Origin of the sequence: Aeromonas sp. 95A (genome assembly GCF_051919235.1) — a bacterium.
In the GTDB taxonomy this organism is placed as follows: domain Bacteria; phylum Pseudomonadota; class Gammaproteobacteria; order Enterobacterales; family Aeromonadaceae; genus Aeromonas; species Aeromonas veronii.
The window spans coordinates 3,097,832-3,116,490 of sequence record NZ_JBQBFC010000001.1; the positions used below are offsets into that span (position 1 = coordinate 3,097,832).

The 18,659-nt window shown below is 62.7% G+C and carries 13 protein-coding genes; 7 read left to right on the forward strand and 6 right to left on the reverse strand.

Annotation, left to right across the window (positions count from 1 at the left end; genetic code table 11):
• Positions 1–19: 19 nt before the first annotated feature.
• Positions 20–2,227 carry a primosomal protein N' gene (priA, locus tag ACTG2U_RS14020; protein WP_439974636.1) on the forward strand — a complete coding sequence of 736 codons (2,208 nt, stop codon included), beginning with the start codon at positions 20–22 and terminating at the stop codon, positions 2,225–2,227.
• Positions 2,228–2,293: 66 nt separating this feature from the next.
• Here the strand turns inward: priA and ACTG2U_RS14025 are convergent, their stop codons facing one another.
• The gene (locus tag ACTG2U_RS14025; protein ID WP_439974637.1) at positions 2,294–3,385 is read right to left on the reverse strand and encodes a hypothetical protein; all 1,092 of its coding nucleotides are present in this window, start codon (positions 3,383–3,385) and stop codon (positions 2,294–2,296) included.
• Between the two features lie 198 nt (positions 3,386–3,583).
• Between ACTG2U_RS14025 and ACTG2U_RS14030 the strand changes: the two genes are divergently transcribed.
• The 5 genes from ACTG2U_RS14030 to dtd all read left to right on the forward strand — a co-directional run bounded on the left by ACTG2U_RS14030 (position 3,584) and on the right by dtd (position 9,487).
• Positions 3,584–5,017: a DUF2867 domain-containing protein gene (locus ACTG2U_RS14030; RefSeq protein WP_439974638.1), complete on the forward strand. Its 1,434-nt coding sequence runs from the start codon at positions 3,584–3,586 to the stop codon at positions 5,015–5,017.
• Positions 5,018–5,185: 168 nt separating this feature from the next.
• Entirely contained in the window at positions 5,186–6,412 is a 1,227-nt protein-coding gene (locus ACTG2U_RS14035) for an aromatic amino acid transporter (protein WP_151287328.1), read from the forward strand.
• A gap of 254 nt (positions 6,413–6,666) precedes the next feature.
• Positions 6,667–7,908: a malic enzyme-like NAD(P)-binding protein gene (locus tag ACTG2U_RS14040; protein ID WP_439974639.1), complete on the forward strand. Its 1,242-nt coding sequence runs from the start codon at positions 6,667–6,669 to the stop codon at positions 7,906–7,908.
• Between the two features lie 176 nt (positions 7,909–8,084).
• Positions 8,085–8,957: a virulence factor BrkB family protein gene (locus ACTG2U_RS14045; protein WP_005340664.1), complete on the forward strand. Its 873-nt coding sequence runs from the start codon at positions 8,085–8,087 to the stop codon at positions 8,955–8,957.
• Between the two features lie 92 nt (positions 8,958–9,049).
• Positions 9,050–9,487: a D-aminoacyl-tRNA deacylase gene (dtd, locus tag ACTG2U_RS14050; RefSeq protein WP_439974640.1), complete on the forward strand. Its 438-nt coding sequence runs from the start codon at positions 9,050–9,052 to the stop codon at positions 9,485–9,487.
• On the opposite strand, the gene ACTG2U_RS14055 is transcribed toward dtd, so the two are convergent.
• The gene (locus ACTG2U_RS14055; RefSeq protein WP_439975124.1) at positions 9,476–10,156 is read right to left on the reverse strand and encodes a spermidine synthase; all 681 of its coding nucleotides are present in this window, start codon (positions 10,154–10,156) and stop codon (positions 9,476–9,478) included. The genes dtd and ACTG2U_RS14055 overlap by 12 nt on opposite strands.
• Positions 10,157–10,207: 51 nt before the next feature.
• Between ACTG2U_RS14055 and ACTG2U_RS14060 the strand changes: the two genes are divergently transcribed.
• Positions 10,208–11,116 carry a bifunctional GNAT family N-acetyltransferase/hotdog fold thioesterase gene (locus ACTG2U_RS14060; RefSeq protein WP_139733571.1) on the forward strand — a complete coding sequence of 303 codons (909 nt, stop codon included), beginning with the start codon at positions 10,208–10,210 and terminating at the stop codon, positions 11,114–11,116.
• A gap of 54 nt (positions 11,117–11,170) precedes the next feature.
• Here ACTG2U_RS14060 and ACTG2U_RS14065 read toward each other — a convergent pair whose 3' ends face one another.
• From ACTG2U_RS14065 to gntU, 4 genes are all read right to left on the reverse strand, one after another.
• Entirely contained in the window at positions 11,171–13,300 is a 2,130-nt protein-coding gene (locus ACTG2U_RS14065; protein ID WP_439974641.1) for an AsmA family protein, read from the reverse strand.
• A 143-nt stretch (positions 13,301–13,443) separates the two neighbouring features.
• Positions 13,444–15,513, reverse strand: coding sequence for an ATP-dependent DNA helicase RecG (gene recG, locus ACTG2U_RS14070; protein ID WP_439974642.1), 2,070 nt, complete (start codon positions 15,511–15,513; stop codon positions 13,444–13,446).
• Positions 15,514–15,703: 190 nt separating this feature from the next.
• Positions 15,704–17,053: a CDP-diacylglycerol--serine O-phosphatidyltransferase gene (gene pssA, locus ACTG2U_RS14075; RefSeq protein ID WP_005342654.1), complete on the reverse strand. Its 1,350-nt coding sequence runs from the start codon at positions 17,051–17,053 to the stop codon at positions 15,704–15,706.
• Between the two features lie 150 nt (positions 17,054–17,203).
• Positions 17,204–18,544 (reverse strand): gluconate transporter, encoded by a 1,341-nt coding sequence (gene gntU, locus ACTG2U_RS14080; protein WP_069527617.1) that lies wholly within the window; start codon positions 18,542–18,544, stop codon positions 17,204–17,206.
• Between the last annotated feature and the right edge of the window lie 115 nt (positions 18,545–18,659).

Below are 18,659 nucleotides of genomic sequence, written 5' to 3' on the forward strand. Positions count from 1 at the left end.
AAAAAATAGGCAACCCCTGGTGAATTCTTCCCAAACGCTGGATCTGGTTCGTGTCGCTGTCCCGGTACCGTTACGCCGTCACTTCGACTATCTCTCTCCCCTGCCGTTACCTGCCCCCGGTTGCCGGGTCGAGATCCCTTTCGGTCCCCAGACCCTGGTCGGGCTGGTGGTGGATCATCCGGCCGACAGCCAGGTGCCCCGCAACAAGCTCAAGCCCATCAAACGTGTACTCGATGCGACGCCGGTGCTGGGGCCGGATATTCTGGCGCTGATGAACTGGAGCGCCAGCTACTACCAGCATCCGCTGGGTGAAGTGCTGCCTCACGCCCTGCCGGTGCTGGTGCGCAAGGGGGAGCCTGCCGCTTATCGCGAACTGGAGTTCTGGTTTGCCACCGAGGCGGGCATGGCCATCGACCTTAACGAGCTCAAGCGGGCGGCCAAGCAGCAGCAGGCGCTCGCCCTGCTGCGCAAGGGGCCGCAGACCTCTTCCTCCCTCAAGCAGGAGGAGATCCAGAGCGCCGCTCTCATCGCGCTGGAGAAGAAGGGGCTGCTGGAGAAGCGTTCGCTGGAGCCGAGCCACGATGGCGATTGGGCTGCCCGCTTCGAGCCGGGGGAGGGGCTGCGCCTCAATGGCGAACAGGCGTTGGCTGTCTCTGCCGTTACCAGCCAGAGCGACAAGTTCGGCGCCTTCCTGCTGGATGGCATCACAGGTTCCGGCAAGACCGAGGTCTACCTGAGCATCCTCGAGCCGTTGCTCAAGGCGGGAAAGCAGGCGCTGGTGATGGTGCCGGAGATCGGCCTCACCCCGCAGACCATCAACCGCTTTCGCCGCCGCTTCAACGTGCCGGTGGTGGCGATGAACTCCGCCATGAACGACAGGGAGCGGCTCGATGCCTGGCTCGCCTGTCGAGACGGCGCCGCCGCCATCCTGATCGGCACCCGCTCGGCGGTGTTCACCCCGTTTCACAACCTCGGCATCATCATCATCGACGAGGAGCACGACGGCTCCTTCAAGCAGCAGGACGGTTTTCGCTACCACGCGCGGGATCTGGCGGTGATGCGGGCTCATCGTGCCGGTATTCCCATCCTGCTTGGCTCGGCCACCCCGTCGCTGGAGACGCTGCACAACGCCCGCACCGGCAAGTATCACCACCTCACCCTGACCCGCCGCGCCGGTAACGCCCAGACCGCCCGTCAGGTGATCCTGGATATCAAGAGCGTGCGGCTGCAGGCCGGGCTCTCTCCCCAGCTGGAGCAGCTGATGGCAGAGCATCTGGCGGCGGGCAATCAGGTGATGCTGTTTCTCAACCGCCGTGGCTATGCCCCGGCTCTGATCTGCCACCAGTGTGGCTGGAGCGCCGCCTGCGAGCGTTGCGATGCCTGGTACACCTGGCATCAGGCCGGGCGACGGCTGCACTGCCACCACTGTGACAGCGTGCGCCCCTTGCCCCACCACTGCCCCGAATGTGGCAGCAACGAACTGATCGGATCGGGAGTCGGCACCGAGCAGCTGGAACAGCTGCTCACCACGGTTTTCCCGCAATATCCGGTGGTGCGCATCGATCGGGACAACACCCGCCGCAAGGGGGAGCTGGAGACCCATCTCGGCGACATCAAGGCGGGCAAGTACAAGATCCTGATAGGCACCCAGATGCTGGCCAAGGGCCACCACTTCCCGGATGTGACGCTAGTGGGTCTGCTGGATGTGGATGGTGCCCTGTTCAGCGCCGATTTTCGCGCCGCCGAGAAACTGGCCCAGCTCTACACCCAGGTGGCTGGCCGTGCCGGTCGTGCCAGCAAGCCCGGGTTGGTGGTGCTGCAGAGCCACCATCCCGAGCACGCCCTGCTGCAGGATCTGACCCAGAACGGTTACGGCCACTTCGCCGATACGGCGTTGAAAGAGCGCCGCCTGTTGGGGCTGCCGCCGTTCAGCTATCAGGGGCTGTTCCGCGCCGAGGCCAATGGCCGTGACGAGGTGCAGCTGTTCCTCGCCCGCCTCGCCGATACCCTGCGCAGCGCCCGCTATCCCCACGTTCAGGTGCTGGGGCCCATCAGCGGCTTTATGGAGCGCAAGGCGGGCAAGTTCCGCATGCAGTTGCTGGTGCAGGGGCCGAATCGGGCACCGCTGGCCCAACTGCTGGATTGGGCGGTGAAGGAGCTGGAAGGCTGGACCGAGACCAAAAAGGTGCGCTGGAGTCTGGATATCGACCCCACCGAGCTGAGTTGATGGTGGCACCGGAGCCGGTCGCTAGCAGTTATCGTCAGCGACCGATGGGTAATTTCATTTCAAGGCTCAGACCCGCAGATCGATCTGCTGCACCCAGCCTCCTTTACCCTGTTCGGTGAGATAGAGGCCGGATTGGCGCAGCACCCCCTGAGTGCCGCTCTCCCCCAGATGGTTGAAGGGGGTGTCGAGGGGGCGTAGCAGGATGGCGCCGATCCCCAGTTCGACCAGAGCTATAGGTGCGTGCTCCGGATGCCAGAACTGCAGCGCTGAAAACTGGCTATCCCCCTCATCCAGCACCCCGTTGCCATCCTCATCCAGGGTGGCCAACTCGCCGAAGCCATTGCCGGAGCGTGCACCAAACAGCTCGCCCCCATCGTCTATGGTGCCGTTGCCATTGCGATCCAGCGCCACAAAGCCGCTCCCTTCCCGCAGACCCGGCAGGCTATCCTCCTTGCCATCCTGATCAATATCGAAAGTGACCCGTGCCTCGGTCAGATCGGCAATCTTGCCATCCAGACTGAGCACCAGCGGATCTTTGAGGGCATTGAGGGTGGTGCGCCGCTGGCTCACCTCCAGCTGACGCCAGTCGAGCACAAAGCCGAGATCGAGCTGAATAGTCTGACCATCCCGAGTCGCTACGCTGGCTGACGCCACCACGTTGAGCTGCTCCTGTTGCAGCAGGGTGTCTGTCACCTCCACCAGTTGATCCGGCTCGGTAGCCTGAGCTGCGGCTTCTCCTTGGGTCACCCCTTCGCCCCCCTCTTCGGTGGGCTTGATCGGCTTGGGCAGCTCGATTTCGTGGCCCAGCATCGCTTCAATCATCAGCTTGATCAGCCGCTGGCGGTTATCCAGTCCATCGTCGGGAATGCCATCCTGCTCTTTGCCAACGTCCGCTGCGGGCGGGGCGGGAGGTGTTGCCGCTTGCTGGCTGGCGGCGGATTGCCTCGCGGTTTGCAGCGTCAGGGCGCTGGTGAGGGTCAGGGTGCTGCTGCGTTTGCCGGCCACTGCCGCGTTGTTGCCTTCCGGTGGATTGACGACGGGTGGCACTGGCCCGAGTTTGCGCACCTTGCGGCTCTGGGCCTGTTGTTGCCGGTATTGCACCTCCCCCTGGAGGTCGTAGTGATCGATGCGCATACGTTCGCCCTCGGCGCTATACATCTGGTCAGTTATCGACCAGTGAATAAGCAGGGCTTAACACCAAATCGGACTAATCAGGGAGGTGGTTAGTACTAGGTTGCAAGGTGGTGGCGTGGCAGGATGGCAAGAGACTGGATAGTGGCGCTCTAGTTGAACATTTTCAGGTAGCGCTGCGCACTCTGGCTGACAAGCGGCATCGGTGAGGATAGGGAGAATTACATGAGAAATTGTCTGGTGATGGGGGCGGCAGGCTATATCGGTTCCTATCTGGTGCCCCACCTGCAAACGCTGGGCTACAGGGTGATTGCCGGGGCGCGCCGTCCCTGCCGCTTGCCTGAGGGAGTCGAGTTTCGCCTCGCCGACAGCCTCAAGCCGATCACCTTGCTGCCTGCGCTGGCGAACGTAGACACAGTCTTCTATCTGGTGCATGCCATGGGGGCGGGGGCCGATTTTCATCGGCTGGAGCAGCAGGGGGTAAAGAACTTTGCTGCCGCCGCTCGTGCCGCCGGGGTGCGTCGCATCATCTATCTGGGGGCGATCCAGCCTGAGCAGTGCAACAGCCGCCATCTCAACTCTCGCCGCCACTGTGGCGAGCTGTTTCGCGACTCCGGTGTGCCGACGGTGGAGCTGCGCGCCGGCATCATCATCGGGCCCGGTTCGGCGGCGTTCGAGGTGATGCGGGATCTGGTGTTCAACCTGCCGATGATGGTGACGCCCAAATGGGTGCGCTCGCGCACGCCGCCCATTGCGCTGTCCAACCTGCTTCACTATCTGGGCGGGCTGGTGGAAGCCGACGAGGTGGATGGCCGCATTTTCAATGCGGTCGGCCCCGAGCTGCTCAGCTATCAGCAGCAGTTGCAGAAGTTCGCCGCCCATATCGGCAAGCGCTGCCCCATCATTCCCATCCCGTTTCTGAGCCCGCGTCTCTCCGCCTGGTGGCTGCAGTTCGTCACTTCGGTACCGCAACCGGTGGCCAAGGCGCTGGTGGGCGGTCTCAAGCACGATATCCCGGCCGACGATGGCCCGCTGCGGGCCCTGCTGCCACAGGCTCTGCTCAGCTTCGACGAGGCGCTGGCGGAGAGTCTGGCGCTGGAGCAGAAGCTGGGTGCCGAACAGCAGGGGCAGGAGACCCCCCTCGGCCTGCGCTGGCGCCATCCCGAATATGGCTTCTACGACCGTACCGCCAGCGGCGAGGCCATCTGCCTCGCCTCTCCCGAGGTGGTGTGGCAGGTGTTGCAGCAACTGGGGGGTGAGCAGCGCTACTTCTACATGAACCAGCTGTGGGTGGTGCGCGAATGGATGGATCACCTGATCGGCGGTCCGGCCCGCACCCGTGGCCGCACCAATCCGGATCGCTTCGTGAAGGGTGACATGCTCGACTCCTGGCAGATCCTCGGGGTGGATGAGGGGCGCAGGCTCGATCTGTTGTTCAACATGAAGGCCCCGGGCGTCGGGCGGCTGGAGTTCAACATCCTGCCGGAGGAGTCCGGGTTGACCCGCATCCGGGTCACCGCTCACTGGCACCCGCAGGGCGCCTGGGGGCTGGCCTACTGGCTCGCCATGCTGCCGTTCCACCTCTTTATCTTTCAGGGCATGACCGAGGCCATCGCCCGTCAGGCCGAAGCGAGGGCAGGTATCCCGGTGATGGATTAACCCTCTTCACATCATTCCCGCTGATAGAGTGCCCCGTTCGGGGCACTTTTTATGCGGCGGCCATGCCCGGTTATGGCAGATAGTGGTAGGCGTCTCATGGCAAAGGCTGGCATCATGCCGCGGTCTTGTTTACCGCGGATAGATAATTAGTCAGAAAAAGAAGGGATTATGAAGAAAAAACCGTCAATTTTGGGGGGCGCCTGCATCATTGCCAGCGTCTGCGTGGGAGCCGGCATGCTCGGTCTGCCGAGTTCGGGGGCAGGGGCCTGGACCCTCTGGTCGGTGCTGGCGCTGACCGTCACCATGGTGATGATGACCCTCTCCGGCTGGATGCTGCTGGAATCCTTCCAGCACCACGATATGCGGGTCTCCTTCAATACTGTGACTCGCGAGCTGCTGGGGGAGAAGCTCAATCTCCTCAACAACCTCTCGGTCTACTTTGTTGGCGGCATTCTGCTCTACGCCTATATCACCTCCTCCGGTGCCATCCTGCAGGGGATACTGGGGATCGACAGCAAGCTTGCATCCGTGCTGTTTGTGGCGCTCTTCTCTGCGGTGGTGTGGCACTCGACTCGCGCCGTTGACCGCATCTCTGTGGTGCTGATCGCCTTTATGATCCTCAGTTTCGCCCTCGGTGTGGCCGGGCTGCTCGGCAGTATCAAGTTGCCGACCCTGCTCGATCTGGCGGGCAGCGAGAGCCGCTACGCTCCCTATGCCATGGCGATGCTGCCGGTGGCGCTCACCTCGTTTGGTTATCACCACTCTGTTGCTTCCCTGCGTGCCTACTACCAGAACGAGCAGCAGGCCAGATGGGCCATTCTGGGGGGAACCCTGATCGCGCTGGCGCTCTACGTGCTCTGGCTGCTGGGGATCTTTGGCAACCTGCCCCGTCAGGATTTTGCTCCCGTGATTGCCAAGGGGGGTGACGTGAGTGTGCTGCTCTCCGCGCTCTCAGGGGTGATCGAATCGGAGAAGGTGGCCAGCGCCATCAACGGCTTCTCCATGGCGGCGATCCTCTCCTCCTTTATCGGGGTGGGGCTCGGGGTGTTCGACTATCTGGCTGATCTGTTCAAGTTCGACAACAGCCGCGCCGGTCGCAGCAAGACCTGGGCGGTCACCTTCTTGCCGCCGCTGCTGCTCTCCCTGCTCTTCCCGTTTGGCTTCCTGCTGGCCATCGGCTATGCCGGTGCCGCCGCCACCATCTGGACCTGCATCATCCCGGCACTGCTGGTGCTGCGCACCCGGGCGCGGGCCGAGCGGGGCGAAGTGACCCCCCATTTCGTCACCCCCGGCGGCAAGCTGATGGCCTGGTTGCTGATCCTGTTCGGTTTGGCGACCGCACTGTTCCACTTCCTGTCGATGGCAAATCTGTTGCCGGTCTATCTGGGCAACTGAGTCAGGTCTACAGCTCTGACAGAAAGGGCGGCAAGGCCAACTTGCCGCCCTTTTTGCGCCATTTTTATCCCACACGGCAGAATCTATAACTAAAGTGGTAGTTGTGGGTGGGGTAAGGTGCTGAAATAACTGGTCTGATCTGGCTGGCGGCAGCATGATCTGCTGGGCATGCCCACCGCTTTCTTTTATGATCCCCGCCCTTCTGCGTGCCCCCTGTCGGCACCTCATTTGCACCAACCACATCGGGGTCCCCCATGTCCGATCTGCGTCAAGAAGCACTCGATTACCACGCCCAGCCCGTACCGGGCAAAATTGCCATCGCCCTGACCAAACCTGCCGAAACCGCCCGCGATCTGGCGCTGGCCTACAGCCCGGGTGTTGCCGAGCCGGTGCGCGAGATCGCCGCCAACCCGGCCGATGCCTACCGTTATACCGGCAAGGGCAATCTGGTGGCCGTCATCTCCAACGGCACCGCCATTCTGGGTCTGGGCAATCTGGGGCCGCTGGCCTCCAAGCCGGTGATGGAGGGCAAGGCCCTGCTGTTCAAGCGCTTCGCCGGCATCGACGCCATCGACATCGAGGTGAAGCACGAGACCAGCCAGCAGTTCATCGACACGGTAGCGGCTATCGCCGATACCTTCGGTGGCATCAATCTGGAAGATATCAAGGCGCCGGAGTGTTTCGAGATTGAAGAGGCGCTGATCGCGCGCTGCGACATACCGGTGTTCCACGATGATCAGCATGGTACCGCCATCGTCACCGCCGCCGGCCTGCTCAACGCGCTGGAGATTCAGGGCAAGCAGATCAGTGACAGCCGCATCGTCTGCATGGGGGCGGGGGCTGCCGCCACCGCCTGCATGGATCTGCTGATCAAGTGCGGCGCCAGGGCGCACAACATCTTCATGCTGGATCGTCAGGGTGTTATCCACACCGGCCGCAGCGATCTCAACAAGTACAAGCAGCGCTTCGCCAACGAGACCCCGCTGCGCACCCTGATGGATGTCATCGAAGGGGCGGATGTGTTTGTCGGTGTTTCCGGCCCCGATGTGTTGCCCGCCGAAGCGGTCGCCCTGATGGCGCCCAACCCGGTGATCTTCGCTTGTTCCAACCCGGATCCGGAGATCAAGCCTGCGCTGGCCCACGGGGTGCGCAGCGACCTCATCATGGGTACCGGTCGCTCCGACTACCCGAACCAGATCAACAACGTGCTCTGCTTCCCCTTCATCTTCCGCGGTGCCCTCGATGCCCGCGCCAGCCGCATCAACGATGCCATGAAGATTGCCGCGGTCGAGGCGATCCGTGCGCTGGCCAAGGAGCCGGTGCCAGCCGAGGTGCTGACCGCCGCCGGGGTGAGCGAGCTCGCCTTAGGCAAGGATTACGTTATTCCCAAGCCGATGGATGCCCGTCTGCTGCCACGGGTTGCCCGCGCCGTGGCGCTGGCGGCGGTGGCCTCCGGCGTCGCCCGCATCGAGCTGCCTGCGGACTACATGCTGTAATCCGGCGTTGCAAACGGCCCCATAGCGGGGCCGTTTTTATCTCTGCTTCTGGCGACAGCCAGAGACGCCAGCCGGGTAACAGGTTGGGGCATATGGAGGCAAATCGGGTTCAAAGGTGGTCAAACAGCGCTCTCCTCTGACACAATATTGCCACTATGACGCTAACGAGAATCAAGATGCAGCAGCCTGTCAGCGGCCGTTTGGCCCACGCCCTCTCCTTCTTGCGCCATGATGGTCGCCACTTTGCCCAGTTTGTCTGGGGCCGTTTCCAGCAGGACAGATTGACGGTGACCGCCGGTTATCTGGCCTATGTCACCCTGCTTTCGCTGGTGCCGATGATCGCCGTGGTCTTTGGCATGATGTCCGCCTTCCCGGTGTTCCAGAGTCTCAAGCAGGCGATGGAGCAGTTCGTCTACCACAACTTCGTGCCGACCGCGGGCGACATGCTCAAGGAGTACATCGACGGCTTCGTCGCCAATGCCACCAACACCACGGCAGTGGGGATTGGGGCGCTGGTGGTGGTGGCGTTGATGCTGATCTCCGCCATCGACAAGAACCTCAACTACATCTGGCGTTCGACCCAGGGCCGCCCGCTGGCGCAGGCCTTTGCCATGTACTGGATGATCCTGACCCTGGGGCCCGTGCTTATCGGGGCCAGTATCGCCATCTCCTCCTATATCTTCTCGCTGCGGCTGTTTGGCGCCGAGAGCCTGTTCGGTATCGGTTATCTGCTGTTGCGCGGTTTGCCGTTCCTCTTCTCGGTGCTCACCTTCCTGCTGGTCTATACCGTGGTGCCGAACTGCAAGGTGCGGCTGATCCACGCCTTTATCGGTGCGCTGGTAGCGGCGACCCTGTTCGAGCTGGCCAAGCGCGGCTTTGCCATCTACATCACCAACTTCCCCTCCTATCAGGCCATCTACGGCGCGCTGGCCACCATCCCGATCCTGTTTGTCTGGGTCTATTTGAGTTGGCTGGTGGTGCTGCTTGGTGCGGAGACTACCGCCTGCCTCGGCGAGTACGAGAAGCCGGCGAGCGAGGAGCTTGGCTAAGCCATCGCCTTGCCCACCGGTTTATTGGTAGCATCGACGACCGCCCCTGCAATCGAGCCGGGGCGGTCGTTCTGTTTTGAGAGGAGAGGGATGTGATTGCACTGATTCAGCGGGTCAGCGAGGCCAGCGTGACTGTCGAGGGGGAGGTGACCGGCGCCATCGGTCAGGGGCTGCTGGTGCTGCTCGGGGTGGAGCAGGGGGATGATGAGACCAAGGCCGACAAACTGCTGCACAAGGTGAGCGGCTATCGGGTCTTCAGTGACGAGAACGGCAAGATGAACCTCAATGTCAGCCAGATCGGTGGCAGCCTGCTGGTGGTCTCCCAGTTTACCCTGGCGGCCGATACTAAGAGCGGGATGCGCCCGAGCTTCTCCTGCGGTGCCCACCCGAGCGAGGCCGAACGCCTCTATGACTACTTCGTGGCCAAGGCCGCCGCCAGCGGCATCCCGACCGCAACCGGCCGTTTTGCCGCCGACATGAAGGTGGCGCTGGTCAACGACGGCCCGGTTACCTTCTGGCTACAGGTCTGAGGATGTCTCGTCCCGCGGTGTGACGTGGACGATCACGTTGATAAGCCCTGCGACCGGATAGGGGGTAGCCGGGCCAATCCACTGCTCAATCAGTGTCAGGGCGTGGGTTAGCTCCAGTTCGGTGCGCGGCAGCAGGTTGATGACCAGAGTGCCGCAGAGGCGGGGAGCCAGCGCCCGGTAGAGCCGCTCCTGAAACAGCAGCAACGGGTTGCCATCCTGACTGAAGAGATCGAGCAGGATGAGGTCGTACTGCTGCTCGCTCTGCTCCAGAAAGGCGAGGGCATCGGCCTGATGGAGTGCCGGAGCGGCGCGTTCATCGCTCTCCTGATGCTGGAAAAACTGCTGATAAACGGTCAGCACCTCTTCGTCGAGGTCGACGCACTCGTGGCGAGCATCTGGCCAGCGTTGGCAGAGATGGCGGGTGAGATCGCCGCCACCCAGACCCAGTTCTAGGATCCGGGTGGCCTGCTCCGGCAGCAGGCAGGCGATGACCCGTTGATGGGGCAGACAGAGGGCGGCGGGGTTGGCGAGCGACATGGCGGATTGCACCACGCCGTCTATCTCCAGCCAGCGGTGCTGGTCATTTTCCTGTACCGTGAGGCGGCGCTGGGGTTTGACGCTGAGGTGCAACAAGTGATCGGCTTGGTACGCTTGCAGATTGAAGTCCATGAATTTGCACGGCAAGATGGTTTCCGACCAGTGTAACTCAAGGATGAAACTATGTACCGGGTAGTCACCCCTCAGACAGTCGCCGAGCTGGATGCCTACTACCAGTTGCGCTGGGAACTTCTGCGTAAGCCCTTCAATCTGCCCGTCGGTTCCGAGCGGGACGAGTACGACACCGTCGCCATTCACCGGTTGATGCTGGCACCCGATGGCACTCCCATCGCTGTGGGCCGCCTCTTTATCGGCGGCGACGAGGCGCAGATCCGCTTCATGGCGCTGCGGCCCGAATATCGCGGCCAGGGGCTGGGCGCCCGAATGGTGGAGGATCTCGAGGAGCTGGCCCGCAGCGAGAAGGTGAAACGGCTGGTGATGAACGCCCGTCAGGAGGCGGTGGAGTTCTATCGCAAGTGCGGCTTTCTCGAAGTGGGGGGCGGCCCCGTCTCCTTCGGTCGGATTCCCCATCGCCAGATGATCAAATCCCTGAGCCCGTTGCAGACCATCCAGTATCGCCCGGAGTGGTGTCAGGATCTCACCACCCGCTGGTCGCGCGGGGTGCCCATCAGCGAGAAGATGGGGATGCACATCAGTCACTACGATGGCCAGACTTTCCACCTCAAGGCCAATTTGGCGGCCAACTTCAACGTGCATGGCAGCATGTTCGCCGGCAGTGTCTACAGCCAGTGCGTGCTGGCGGGCTGGGGGCTGATCTGGCTGCAGCTTAAAGAGGAGGGACTGGTGGGCGAGCCGGTGCTGGCCGAGAGCACCATCAAATATCATGGCCCGGTCGATGAGGAGCCCGAGGCGCGAGTGGCCCGCGAGGGGATGCCCGCCGTGCTGCAGCCGCTCAAACGGGGGGAGCCTGCCACCTTCAGCCTCAAGATCCAGCTGTTCAGCGGCAGCAAACTGGCGGCGGAGTTCTGCGGTCACTACGTGGTGCAGCCGCCCCGCCGTCCGGGCCAGTAACCGCGCCATTTCCCCATCAAACAACAAGGCCTCATCATGAGGCCTTGTCTGTTTTTACCCCTGCTGGCTGTTGCTTGTCGGCCCGGCTTGGGTCTGCACTTGGGCTTGGGCTTGGGCTTTCGGCGCGGGAGCCGGTCGCCAGAGCGGGGCGCTGTTGCCTTGCGGCGGATAGCGTACTCCCACTTCCCAGCCGCAGGCGTCCTGCTTCTGCGGGAAGCTCCAGGCCAGTGTGGGTTCCGTCAGCGGCCCGCGCCACTGGCCGAGCAGCTCGGCGCAGCGGTTGCCGTTGAGGATCCCCAGATCGAGCTGCCACTGTTCGCTGACCAGATCGATCCCCCCTTGCAGCGCCAGCAGATGAGTGATGGTGGAGGCGCCAGCCTGCTCGACTTGTAGTTGCCCCTTGTCGATCTGGCCCTGCAGCTTGATACGGTAGAAGGGGGTGTCACCCTCCTGCATCGCCTGCCACAGCTGATCCGGCGTCAGGGTGGGCGGGGTCGCGCCCTTGAACCACTCATCCAGCAGCGGATCTATCTTCACCTTGTCCCAGAAAGGCTCGTCGGCATCGAGGGCAAAGCTCCCCTGCAGGGTCTGGCGCCACTCGCCCGCCGTTTTGCCATGTTCGGCTTGCAGATCGGCGCTCACGTCCGCTTTGCCGGCAAAGGAGACCGGGGAGTGGAGTATCTTGCCCCACTGCTGCAGATCCAGCTTGGTTGCCTGCAACTGCAGGCGGCTGCTCTGGCCCGGCTCGCGGCCCCACTGGCCGCTCATGCTGAGGGTGCCCTCATCCGGCAGCGAGCTGGTGAGTTTGCCCAACTGCCACGAGCTGGGGGTCAGCTCCCCATCCAGCTCGCCGTTACGGGCGCTGAGGCCATCCCACACCAGCTCGAACCACTTGCTCTCGATGCGGGCGCGGCCGAGCAGCGGGCCGGGTTGGTTATCGCGCAGGGCGAGATCGCTCAGATAGAGCTGCCAGCCGGTCAGCGACAGAGGGATGGAATCGTCGAAGGAGAGCACCTTAAGCTTGTCGAACGCCAGCTTGCGGATATCGACCTGCTGCGGGCGCCAGCCTTGCCAATCCTGCCACCACCCCTGTGGCAGGCTGATATCCATGCCGCTTAGCGCCACGTCTTTCAGGGTCAGCTTCTGCTGCTGGGTATCGAGGGAGAGCTCGACATTGAACTCCCCTTCATAGGCCTTGCCCTGCAGTTCGCTATCGATCTGCTGGGGCGAGAAGGCGAGCTTGCCCTTGATCTCCTCCAGCTGGAACAGGCCACGGCCCATGTCGCCCAGGGTGCCGCTCAGATAGCCGGTGGGCTGGTTGCCCGCCTGCCAGTTGAAGGCGGTGAGCTGGCCGCTGAAGTTGTTGAAGGAGAGCTCCTGATTGATGTCGTTGAGGCTGACGCCGTCCAGCTGGCCGCGATCCATCGATACGCTTTGCAACGGGAAGCGCTGCGGGAAGCCTTGCTGTGTCAGATCACCCAGCTCCATCCGCATGCCGCGTGCCTTGAGATCGTGCAGTTGCAGGGTGCGGGCGGGCCAGTCCAGCACCATGCCGGTCTCGAGCAGACCGTCGAACAGGTTGGTCACCAGCTTGTCGGTGCGCAGCACTTCCCCTTCCAGCCGTCCTTGCAGGTTGAGGCGGGCGAAGGTGAATTGTGGAGTCTCCAGCTGGCCGATATTGAGGCTCAGGTTGGCCTGTGGCTGTCGTTTCGGGTCGATCAGCTCCCAGTCGCTCAGGGTGGCGTTGAGGCCGCGCAGGGTCAGCTCGGGGCTCTCCAGACTGAGCCGGTCTATGGTGCTGTCGCTGATGGTGAGGGAGTGCACCGACAGGCTCGGCAGCAGATTGGATAACGATTGAGGTAGCGGCAGCTTGATGGCGGGGCGAATGAGATCGAGATGGGCGATCCGCACGTCGCGGCTCAGCCAGTCGATGCTCTCGATCTCCAGATAGATTTTGTCGAGGGAGACCGCATCGCCGTAGCGCACCTGCTCCGCCAGCAGGGTGTAGGGGTGGAGCGGGTTGAACACCAGCCGCCCTATGGTGACCGGCACACCTGTTTGCTGGCTGATCCAGCTGGCGATGGGTCCTTTGGCCCGCTCGGCGTCGAACAGGCCGAGGGCAACCCAGACAAAGAGCAGCAGGAAGGCGAAGGTGTAGAGCAGGCCACGTAGCCAGGAATTCATGGTTGCTTTCCTCCTGTTTTGGGGTGTGTTGTCAGGCGTTTGAGTAGTGGTCTCGCAGACCGAGCCTGCGCCGTATCAAGGGTTCGACATGACTCGGATGCCTATCCATAAGGACATGTGCCCATCTTCTGCATCTACCTCGGTCAGGCATTGGAATAGTGATCCCGTAAGCCGAGCCAACGGTGAATCAAGGGTTCGACATGGCTTGGGTGCCTATCCATGAGGAAGCGAGCCATCTTTTGCACCTGTGGAATAAGCGGTTGATCCCGCACCAGATCGGCGATCTTGAGGTCGGCCAGACCGGTCTGGCGAGTGCCGAGCAGTTCCCCCGGGCCGCGCAGTTCCAGATCGCGCTGGGCGATGAGGAAGCCGTCGTTGGTTTCCCGCAGCACCCCGAGCCGGCTCTGGGCCGTCTTGGACAAGGGGGCATGATAGAGCAGCACGCAGTGAGAGGCCACCGCACCCCGGCCAACCCGACCGCGCAGCTGGTGCAACTGCGCCAGCCCGAGCCGTTCCGGGTTCTCGATGATCATCAGGCTGGCGTTGGGCACATCCACCCCCACCTCGATGACGGTGGTGGCGACCAGCAGCTGCAGTATGCCTGCCTTGAACTCCTCCATCACCCGCTGTTTCTCCACCGGCCGCATCCGGCCGTGTACCAGCCCGATATGCAGACCGGGCAACAGGTTCTGCAGCTCGGCGGCGGTATCCTCGGCGGCCTGGCACTCCAGCACCTCCGACTCCTCGATCAGGGTGCAGACCCAGTAGGCCTGCTTGCCCTCGGTGCAGGCGAGCTTGACCCGCTCGATCACATCGCCGCGACGGCTGTCGGGCAGCGCGACTGTGGTGATGGGGGTTCGGCCCGGCGGCAGCTCGTCGATGACCGAGGTGTCGAGATCGGCATAGGCGGTCATCGCCAGGGTGCGGGGGATGGGGGTGGCGGTCATGATGAGCTGATGGGGATGTACCCCTTCCCGCTCCCCTTTCTCGCGCAGGGCGAGGCGCTGATGCACCCCGAATCTGTGCTGTTCATCGATGATGACCAGCGCCAGACGCTGGAACACCACCTGCTCCTGAAAGATGGCGTGGGTGCCCACCACCATCTTGACGCTGCCATCTTTGATCGCGGCCAGCGACTCTTCCCGCGCCTTGCCTTTCTGCTTGCCCGCCAGCCAGCCGACTCCGATGCCGAGCGGCTCCAGCCACTTGGCGAAGTTGATGGCGTGCTGTTCCGCCAGCAGCTCGGTCGGCGCCATCAAGCCCACCTGACAGCCGTTGCCGATAGCCTGCAGGGCAGCCAGCGCCGCGACCAGGGTCTTGCCGGAGCCCACATCCCCCTGCACCAGCCGCATCATGGGGTGGCTCTGTTGCAGATCCTTACTTATCTCCGCTACTACCCTGCTCTGGGCGCCGGTGGGTTTGAACGGCAAAGCGCCGAGCAGTTGTTCAACCAGCTCGGGCGCCGGTTTGAGAGCGCGAGCCAGCTGGGTTTGTGCCTGAGCACGCACCTTGAGTACCGAGAGGTTGTGCGCCAGCAGCTCCTCCAGTACCAGCCGCTGCTGGGCCGGATGCTGGCCGCTTTCCAGCAGCGGCAGCGCTACCGAGGGGGGCGGGCGATGCAGCAGCTTCAGGGCGGCGGCCAGTTCAATCTGATGGGGATAGAGTCCGGCGGGCAGCAGCTCCTCCACGCCATAGAGGTCGAGCTGGGCCAGCGCCTGATCGGTGAGGCTGCGCAGGGTGAGCTGGCGCAGTCCTTCGGTGGTCGGGTAGACGGGGGTGAGCGCCTCTTCGGTTTGACCGGCCTGCTCCTCGCCGAGCAGCTTGTACTCGGGGTGGGCCATCTCCAGCCCGTATTTGCCGGGGCGCACCTCGCCAAAGCAGCGGATCAGACGGCCCGCCGCCAGACTGTTTTTCTGGGCGGCGGTGAAGTTGAAAAAGCGCAGGGTGAGGGTGCCGGTGCCATCGCTGATGCGACAGACCATCATGCGGCGGCGCCCCATCACCAGCTGAGTGTCCTGGATCTCCCCCTCGACGGCGCCGTGCAGGCCGGGCGGCAGATCGCCGATGGGCCACACCTGGGTGCGGTCCTCGTAGCGCAGGGGAAGGTGGAACAGCAGATCCTGTACCGTGGCCAGCCCCAGCCGCTCGAGCTTCTCCTGCATCTTGCTGCCGACACCCTTGAGGCAATCGAGAGGAATTTTATCCAATTTCATCAATTAGATGCCCGAAAACACTGTAAATATGTCCAGATGATAGGGGTTGTTGCGGGGCCGATGCAAGCCGAGTTGCTGCTGGCAGGGCCGCCAAGGCGGGGGGAACGGCGGATATAGCAAAGGCCTGCCGAAAACGGGAGGCCTTTGTGCGGCTGCCAACAGGCAAGGTGCAGGCGCATGGCGCCTAGGGTCAGATGATGCGTTTAAGCAGCAGGTGAGCCTTGACCCGGTGGATCCGTCCCAGCAGCTTGCGTACCTGTTCCGGGTAGTCCTGGATCTGTTCCACCTGATCGAAGTGGCTGATCCGCTTGGTGTTGGTCAGGATGTTCTCCCGCTCCGCGTTGAACTGGGGACGCAGCAGGTGGCGACGATCGTGTACCAGCAGGCCGTTCTCCAGATCCAGTGCCCAGGCGCGGGGGTTGAGGTTGTTGCCGGTGAGCAGGGCCCACTCGTCATCCACGAAGATCCCCTTGAGATGGTAGGAGTTGCGCTCGCAACACCAGAGCATCAGGTTGAGGCGGCCGTCGTCGATGTGACGCTGGTTGCGCTCGGCAAACTTGCGCAGGTTGGTCTCGTAGAGATAGGGCAGGCCGCCGATGGTGGAGAACTTCTCTTCCGGCGGAATGAAGAAGTCGTTGGCGGTCTTGTCGCCCACTACGATGGTGACTTTGCAACCGCGCTGCAGCAGATCCTCGATATCCTTGCTCAACTCCTTGGGCGGGTTGAAGTAAGGGGTGCAGATGAAGATCTCCCGCTCGGTGGCACGCACCAGATTGCGGATCATCAGGTTGAGCTGATTGTTGCGCTTGCCCAGACCCACCATGGGGGTGACGGCCACTTCCTGAGTGTTGACCGGCATGGTGCTGAAGCGGTACTGGCTCTGGCGCAGGTTCTGCTTGAAGCGGCGGATTGGCCCCTTCAGCTGCTTGGCGCTGGGGATATCGCTGTGATCCAGTCGCTGCACCGCGTCGCTCTTCACGAACAGATCATCCACATAGTTGACCATGCTGCGGGCCAGCTCCGGGCTGGTGATCTGGTGATAGCGATCGAAGCGGTAGCGATCCTGCTGGTGCAGGTAGATATCGTTGAGGCTGGCGCCGGAGTAGAGCACCACATCATCAAAGATGAAGCCCTTGAGGTGGAGCACGCCGAGCAGTTCGCGCCCCTTGACCGGCACTCCGTAGATTTCGATCTGGTGCTCGTGTTCGGCAGCCATGGCCTGATACATCAGGTGGTTGCCGCCCTGCTTGCCCTTGCCGATCAGGCCGCGCTGGGCACGGTGGAAGTCGACGAACAGCTTGATGTCGAGGGCCGGATTGCGCTGCTTGGCGGCGTAGAGGGCGGAGAGGATCTCCCGGCCTGCTTCGTCATCCTGCAGATAGAGCGCGACCAGATAGATGCGCCGGGTGGCACTGGCGATAAGCGCAAGAATGCGGCGTTTGAAATCCTGGGCGCTATAGAGCACTTCAAACTGATCCGCTGCGACGGCGATCTGGGGCAGGCGCGCCAGCAGTTGTCGATAATGGGCCGATGAATGCATAGATAAACCTGAAATCACGGGGTTAAGCGTTCCACTCGGAGCGATGAATAGGCGATTCTAGCAATCTCGCCCTCTCAGCCAAAGAAAGAATCATCAGAAAGATGAAAAAGGCCTCACGAGTGAGGCCTTTTTGTCAGCATTTCGCCCTTGTCAGAGGAAGCTGTAGATGATCATCGCCATCACGCCGCCGGTGGTGCCGATGATGGTCTCCATCACGGTCCAGGTCTGCAGGGTCTGCTTCTCGGTCAGGCCGAGGTAGCGGTTGGCCAGCCAGAAACCGGAGTCGTTGACGTGGGAGAGCACGATGGCACCGCCGCCGATGGCGATGGTGACGGCAGCCAGCTGGGCACCGTTCAGGCCGAGCGGCTCCAGCATCGGCAGCACCAGACCGCAGGCGGTCAGCATGGCGACGGTGGCAGAGCCCTGAATCACCCGTACCGCAGCGGCCAGAATGAAGGCCAGTGCGACGATGGGCAGACCGGAGTCGGCCAGCATATTGCCCAGCGCGGCGCCCACACCGGAATCAACCAGCACCTGCTTGAACACGCCACCGGCACCGGTCACCAGAATGATGACGCCTGCCGGCTGGATGGCGCTGTTGCAGACGCTCATCACCTCGTCGCGGGACATGCCACGGCGAATACCCAGCAGATAGAAGGCGGCCAGACAGGCGACCATGATGGCAGTGAAGGGGTGACCGATGAACTCCAGCCAGTTGTGCAGGGTGGAGCCCGCCTCGACGAAGCGACCGACGATGGTCTTGAGGCCGATCAGCAGCAGCGGCAGACCGATGAGGCCCATGGCCAGCCCGAAGGAGGGCAGGGATTTGCTGTCATCGTGAACGCTGTTCTGGGCATCGGCAGGCAGCGGCACATCGACGATCTTGCTGATGAAGTCACCGAACAGCGGGCCAGCCAGGATCAGCGCCGGTACGGCGGCGATCAGGCCGAACAGGATCATGTAGCCGAAGTCGGCACCCAGCTGGGATGCCACCAGGATCGGGCCCGGCGCCGGGATAAGGAAGGCCTGGCAAGTGGCGATACCGGCCAGCAGAGCGATACCGATCTTCACCACGCTGCCGCCGCCACGACGGACGATGGCGAAGGCGACGCCGATCAGCAGCACCACGGCCACATCAAAGAAGAGCGGCAGGGCGCAGACAAAGCCGGTCAGGGCCATGGCCCAGTTGGCGCGCTTGACGCCGAACTTGCCGAGCAGGGTGTGAGCCACTCGGTCGAGTGCACCGGTCACTTCCATTACCTTGCCAAACATGGCACCCAGCGCCACCACCACGGCAACGAAGCCGAGGGTGCCGCCCATCCCTTTCTGGATGGTGGCGGCGATGTCGGCCGGGTTCATGCCAGCGGCGAGACCCGCCACCATGGAGACCAGGATCAGGGCTACCACGGCGTGGAGCCGGGCCTTCATCACCAGGAAGAGCAGCAGCACAATCGAGCCGGCGGCTGTCATGATCAGGGAGAGGTCAGACATTGTTATGCGTTCCTTTTTCCAAGTTCAGTCGTGACACCTTGCCGATCCGTCGGCAAACCATATCTTTATGATTTATTTAGATTTATGGCAAGGGCTCAACATCATATGCCCAGGT

What these genes read in the sequence shown, in the direction of transcription:
- ACTG2U_RS14025 (WP_439974637.1), bottom strand. Translation starts at nt 3,385, where the DNA reads ATGTATAGCGCCGAGGGCGAACGTATGCGCATCGATCACTACGACCTC.
- ACTG2U_RS14065 (WP_439974641.1), bottom strand. Translation starts at nt 13,300, where the DNA reads ATGAATTCCTGGCTACGTGGCCTGCTCTACACCTTCGCCTTCCTGCTG.
- pssA (WP_005342654.1), bottom strand. Translation starts at nt 17,053, where the DNA reads ATGCATTCATCGGCCCATTATCGACAACTGCTGGCGCGCCTGCCCCAG.
- ACTG2U_RS14035 (WP_151287328.1), top strand. Translation starts at nt 5,186, where the DNA reads ATGAAGAAAAAACCGTCAATTTTGGGGGGCGCCTGCATCATTGCCAGC.
- ACTG2U_RS14055 (WP_439975124.1), bottom strand. Translation starts at nt 10,156, where the DNA reads ATGGACTTCAATCTGCAAGCGTACCAAGCCGATCACTTGTTGCACCTC.
- recG (WP_439974642.1), bottom strand. Translation starts at nt 15,513, where the DNA reads ATGAAATTGGATAAAATTCCTCTCGATTGCCTCAAGGGTGTCGGCAGC.
- gntU (WP_069527617.1), bottom strand. Translation starts at nt 18,544, where the DNA reads ATGTCTGACCTCTCCCTGATCATGACAGCCGCCGGCTCGATTGTGCTG.
- ACTG2U_RS14060 (WP_139733571.1), top strand. Translation starts at nt 10,208, where the DNA reads ATGTACCGGGTAGTCACCCCTCAGACAGTCGCCGAGCTGGATGCCTAC.
- ACTG2U_RS14045 (WP_005340664.1), top strand. Translation starts at nt 8,085, where the DNA reads ATGCAGCAGCCTGTCAGCGGCCGTTTGGCCCACGCCCTCTCCTTCTTG.
- ACTG2U_RS14030 (WP_439974638.1), top strand. Translation starts at nt 3,584, where the DNA reads ATGAGAAATTGTCTGGTGATGGGGGCGGCAGGCTATATCGGTTCCTAT.
- ACTG2U_RS14040 (WP_439974639.1), top strand. Translation starts at nt 6,667, where the DNA reads ATGTCCGATCTGCGTCAAGAAGCACTCGATTACCACGCCCAGCCCGTA.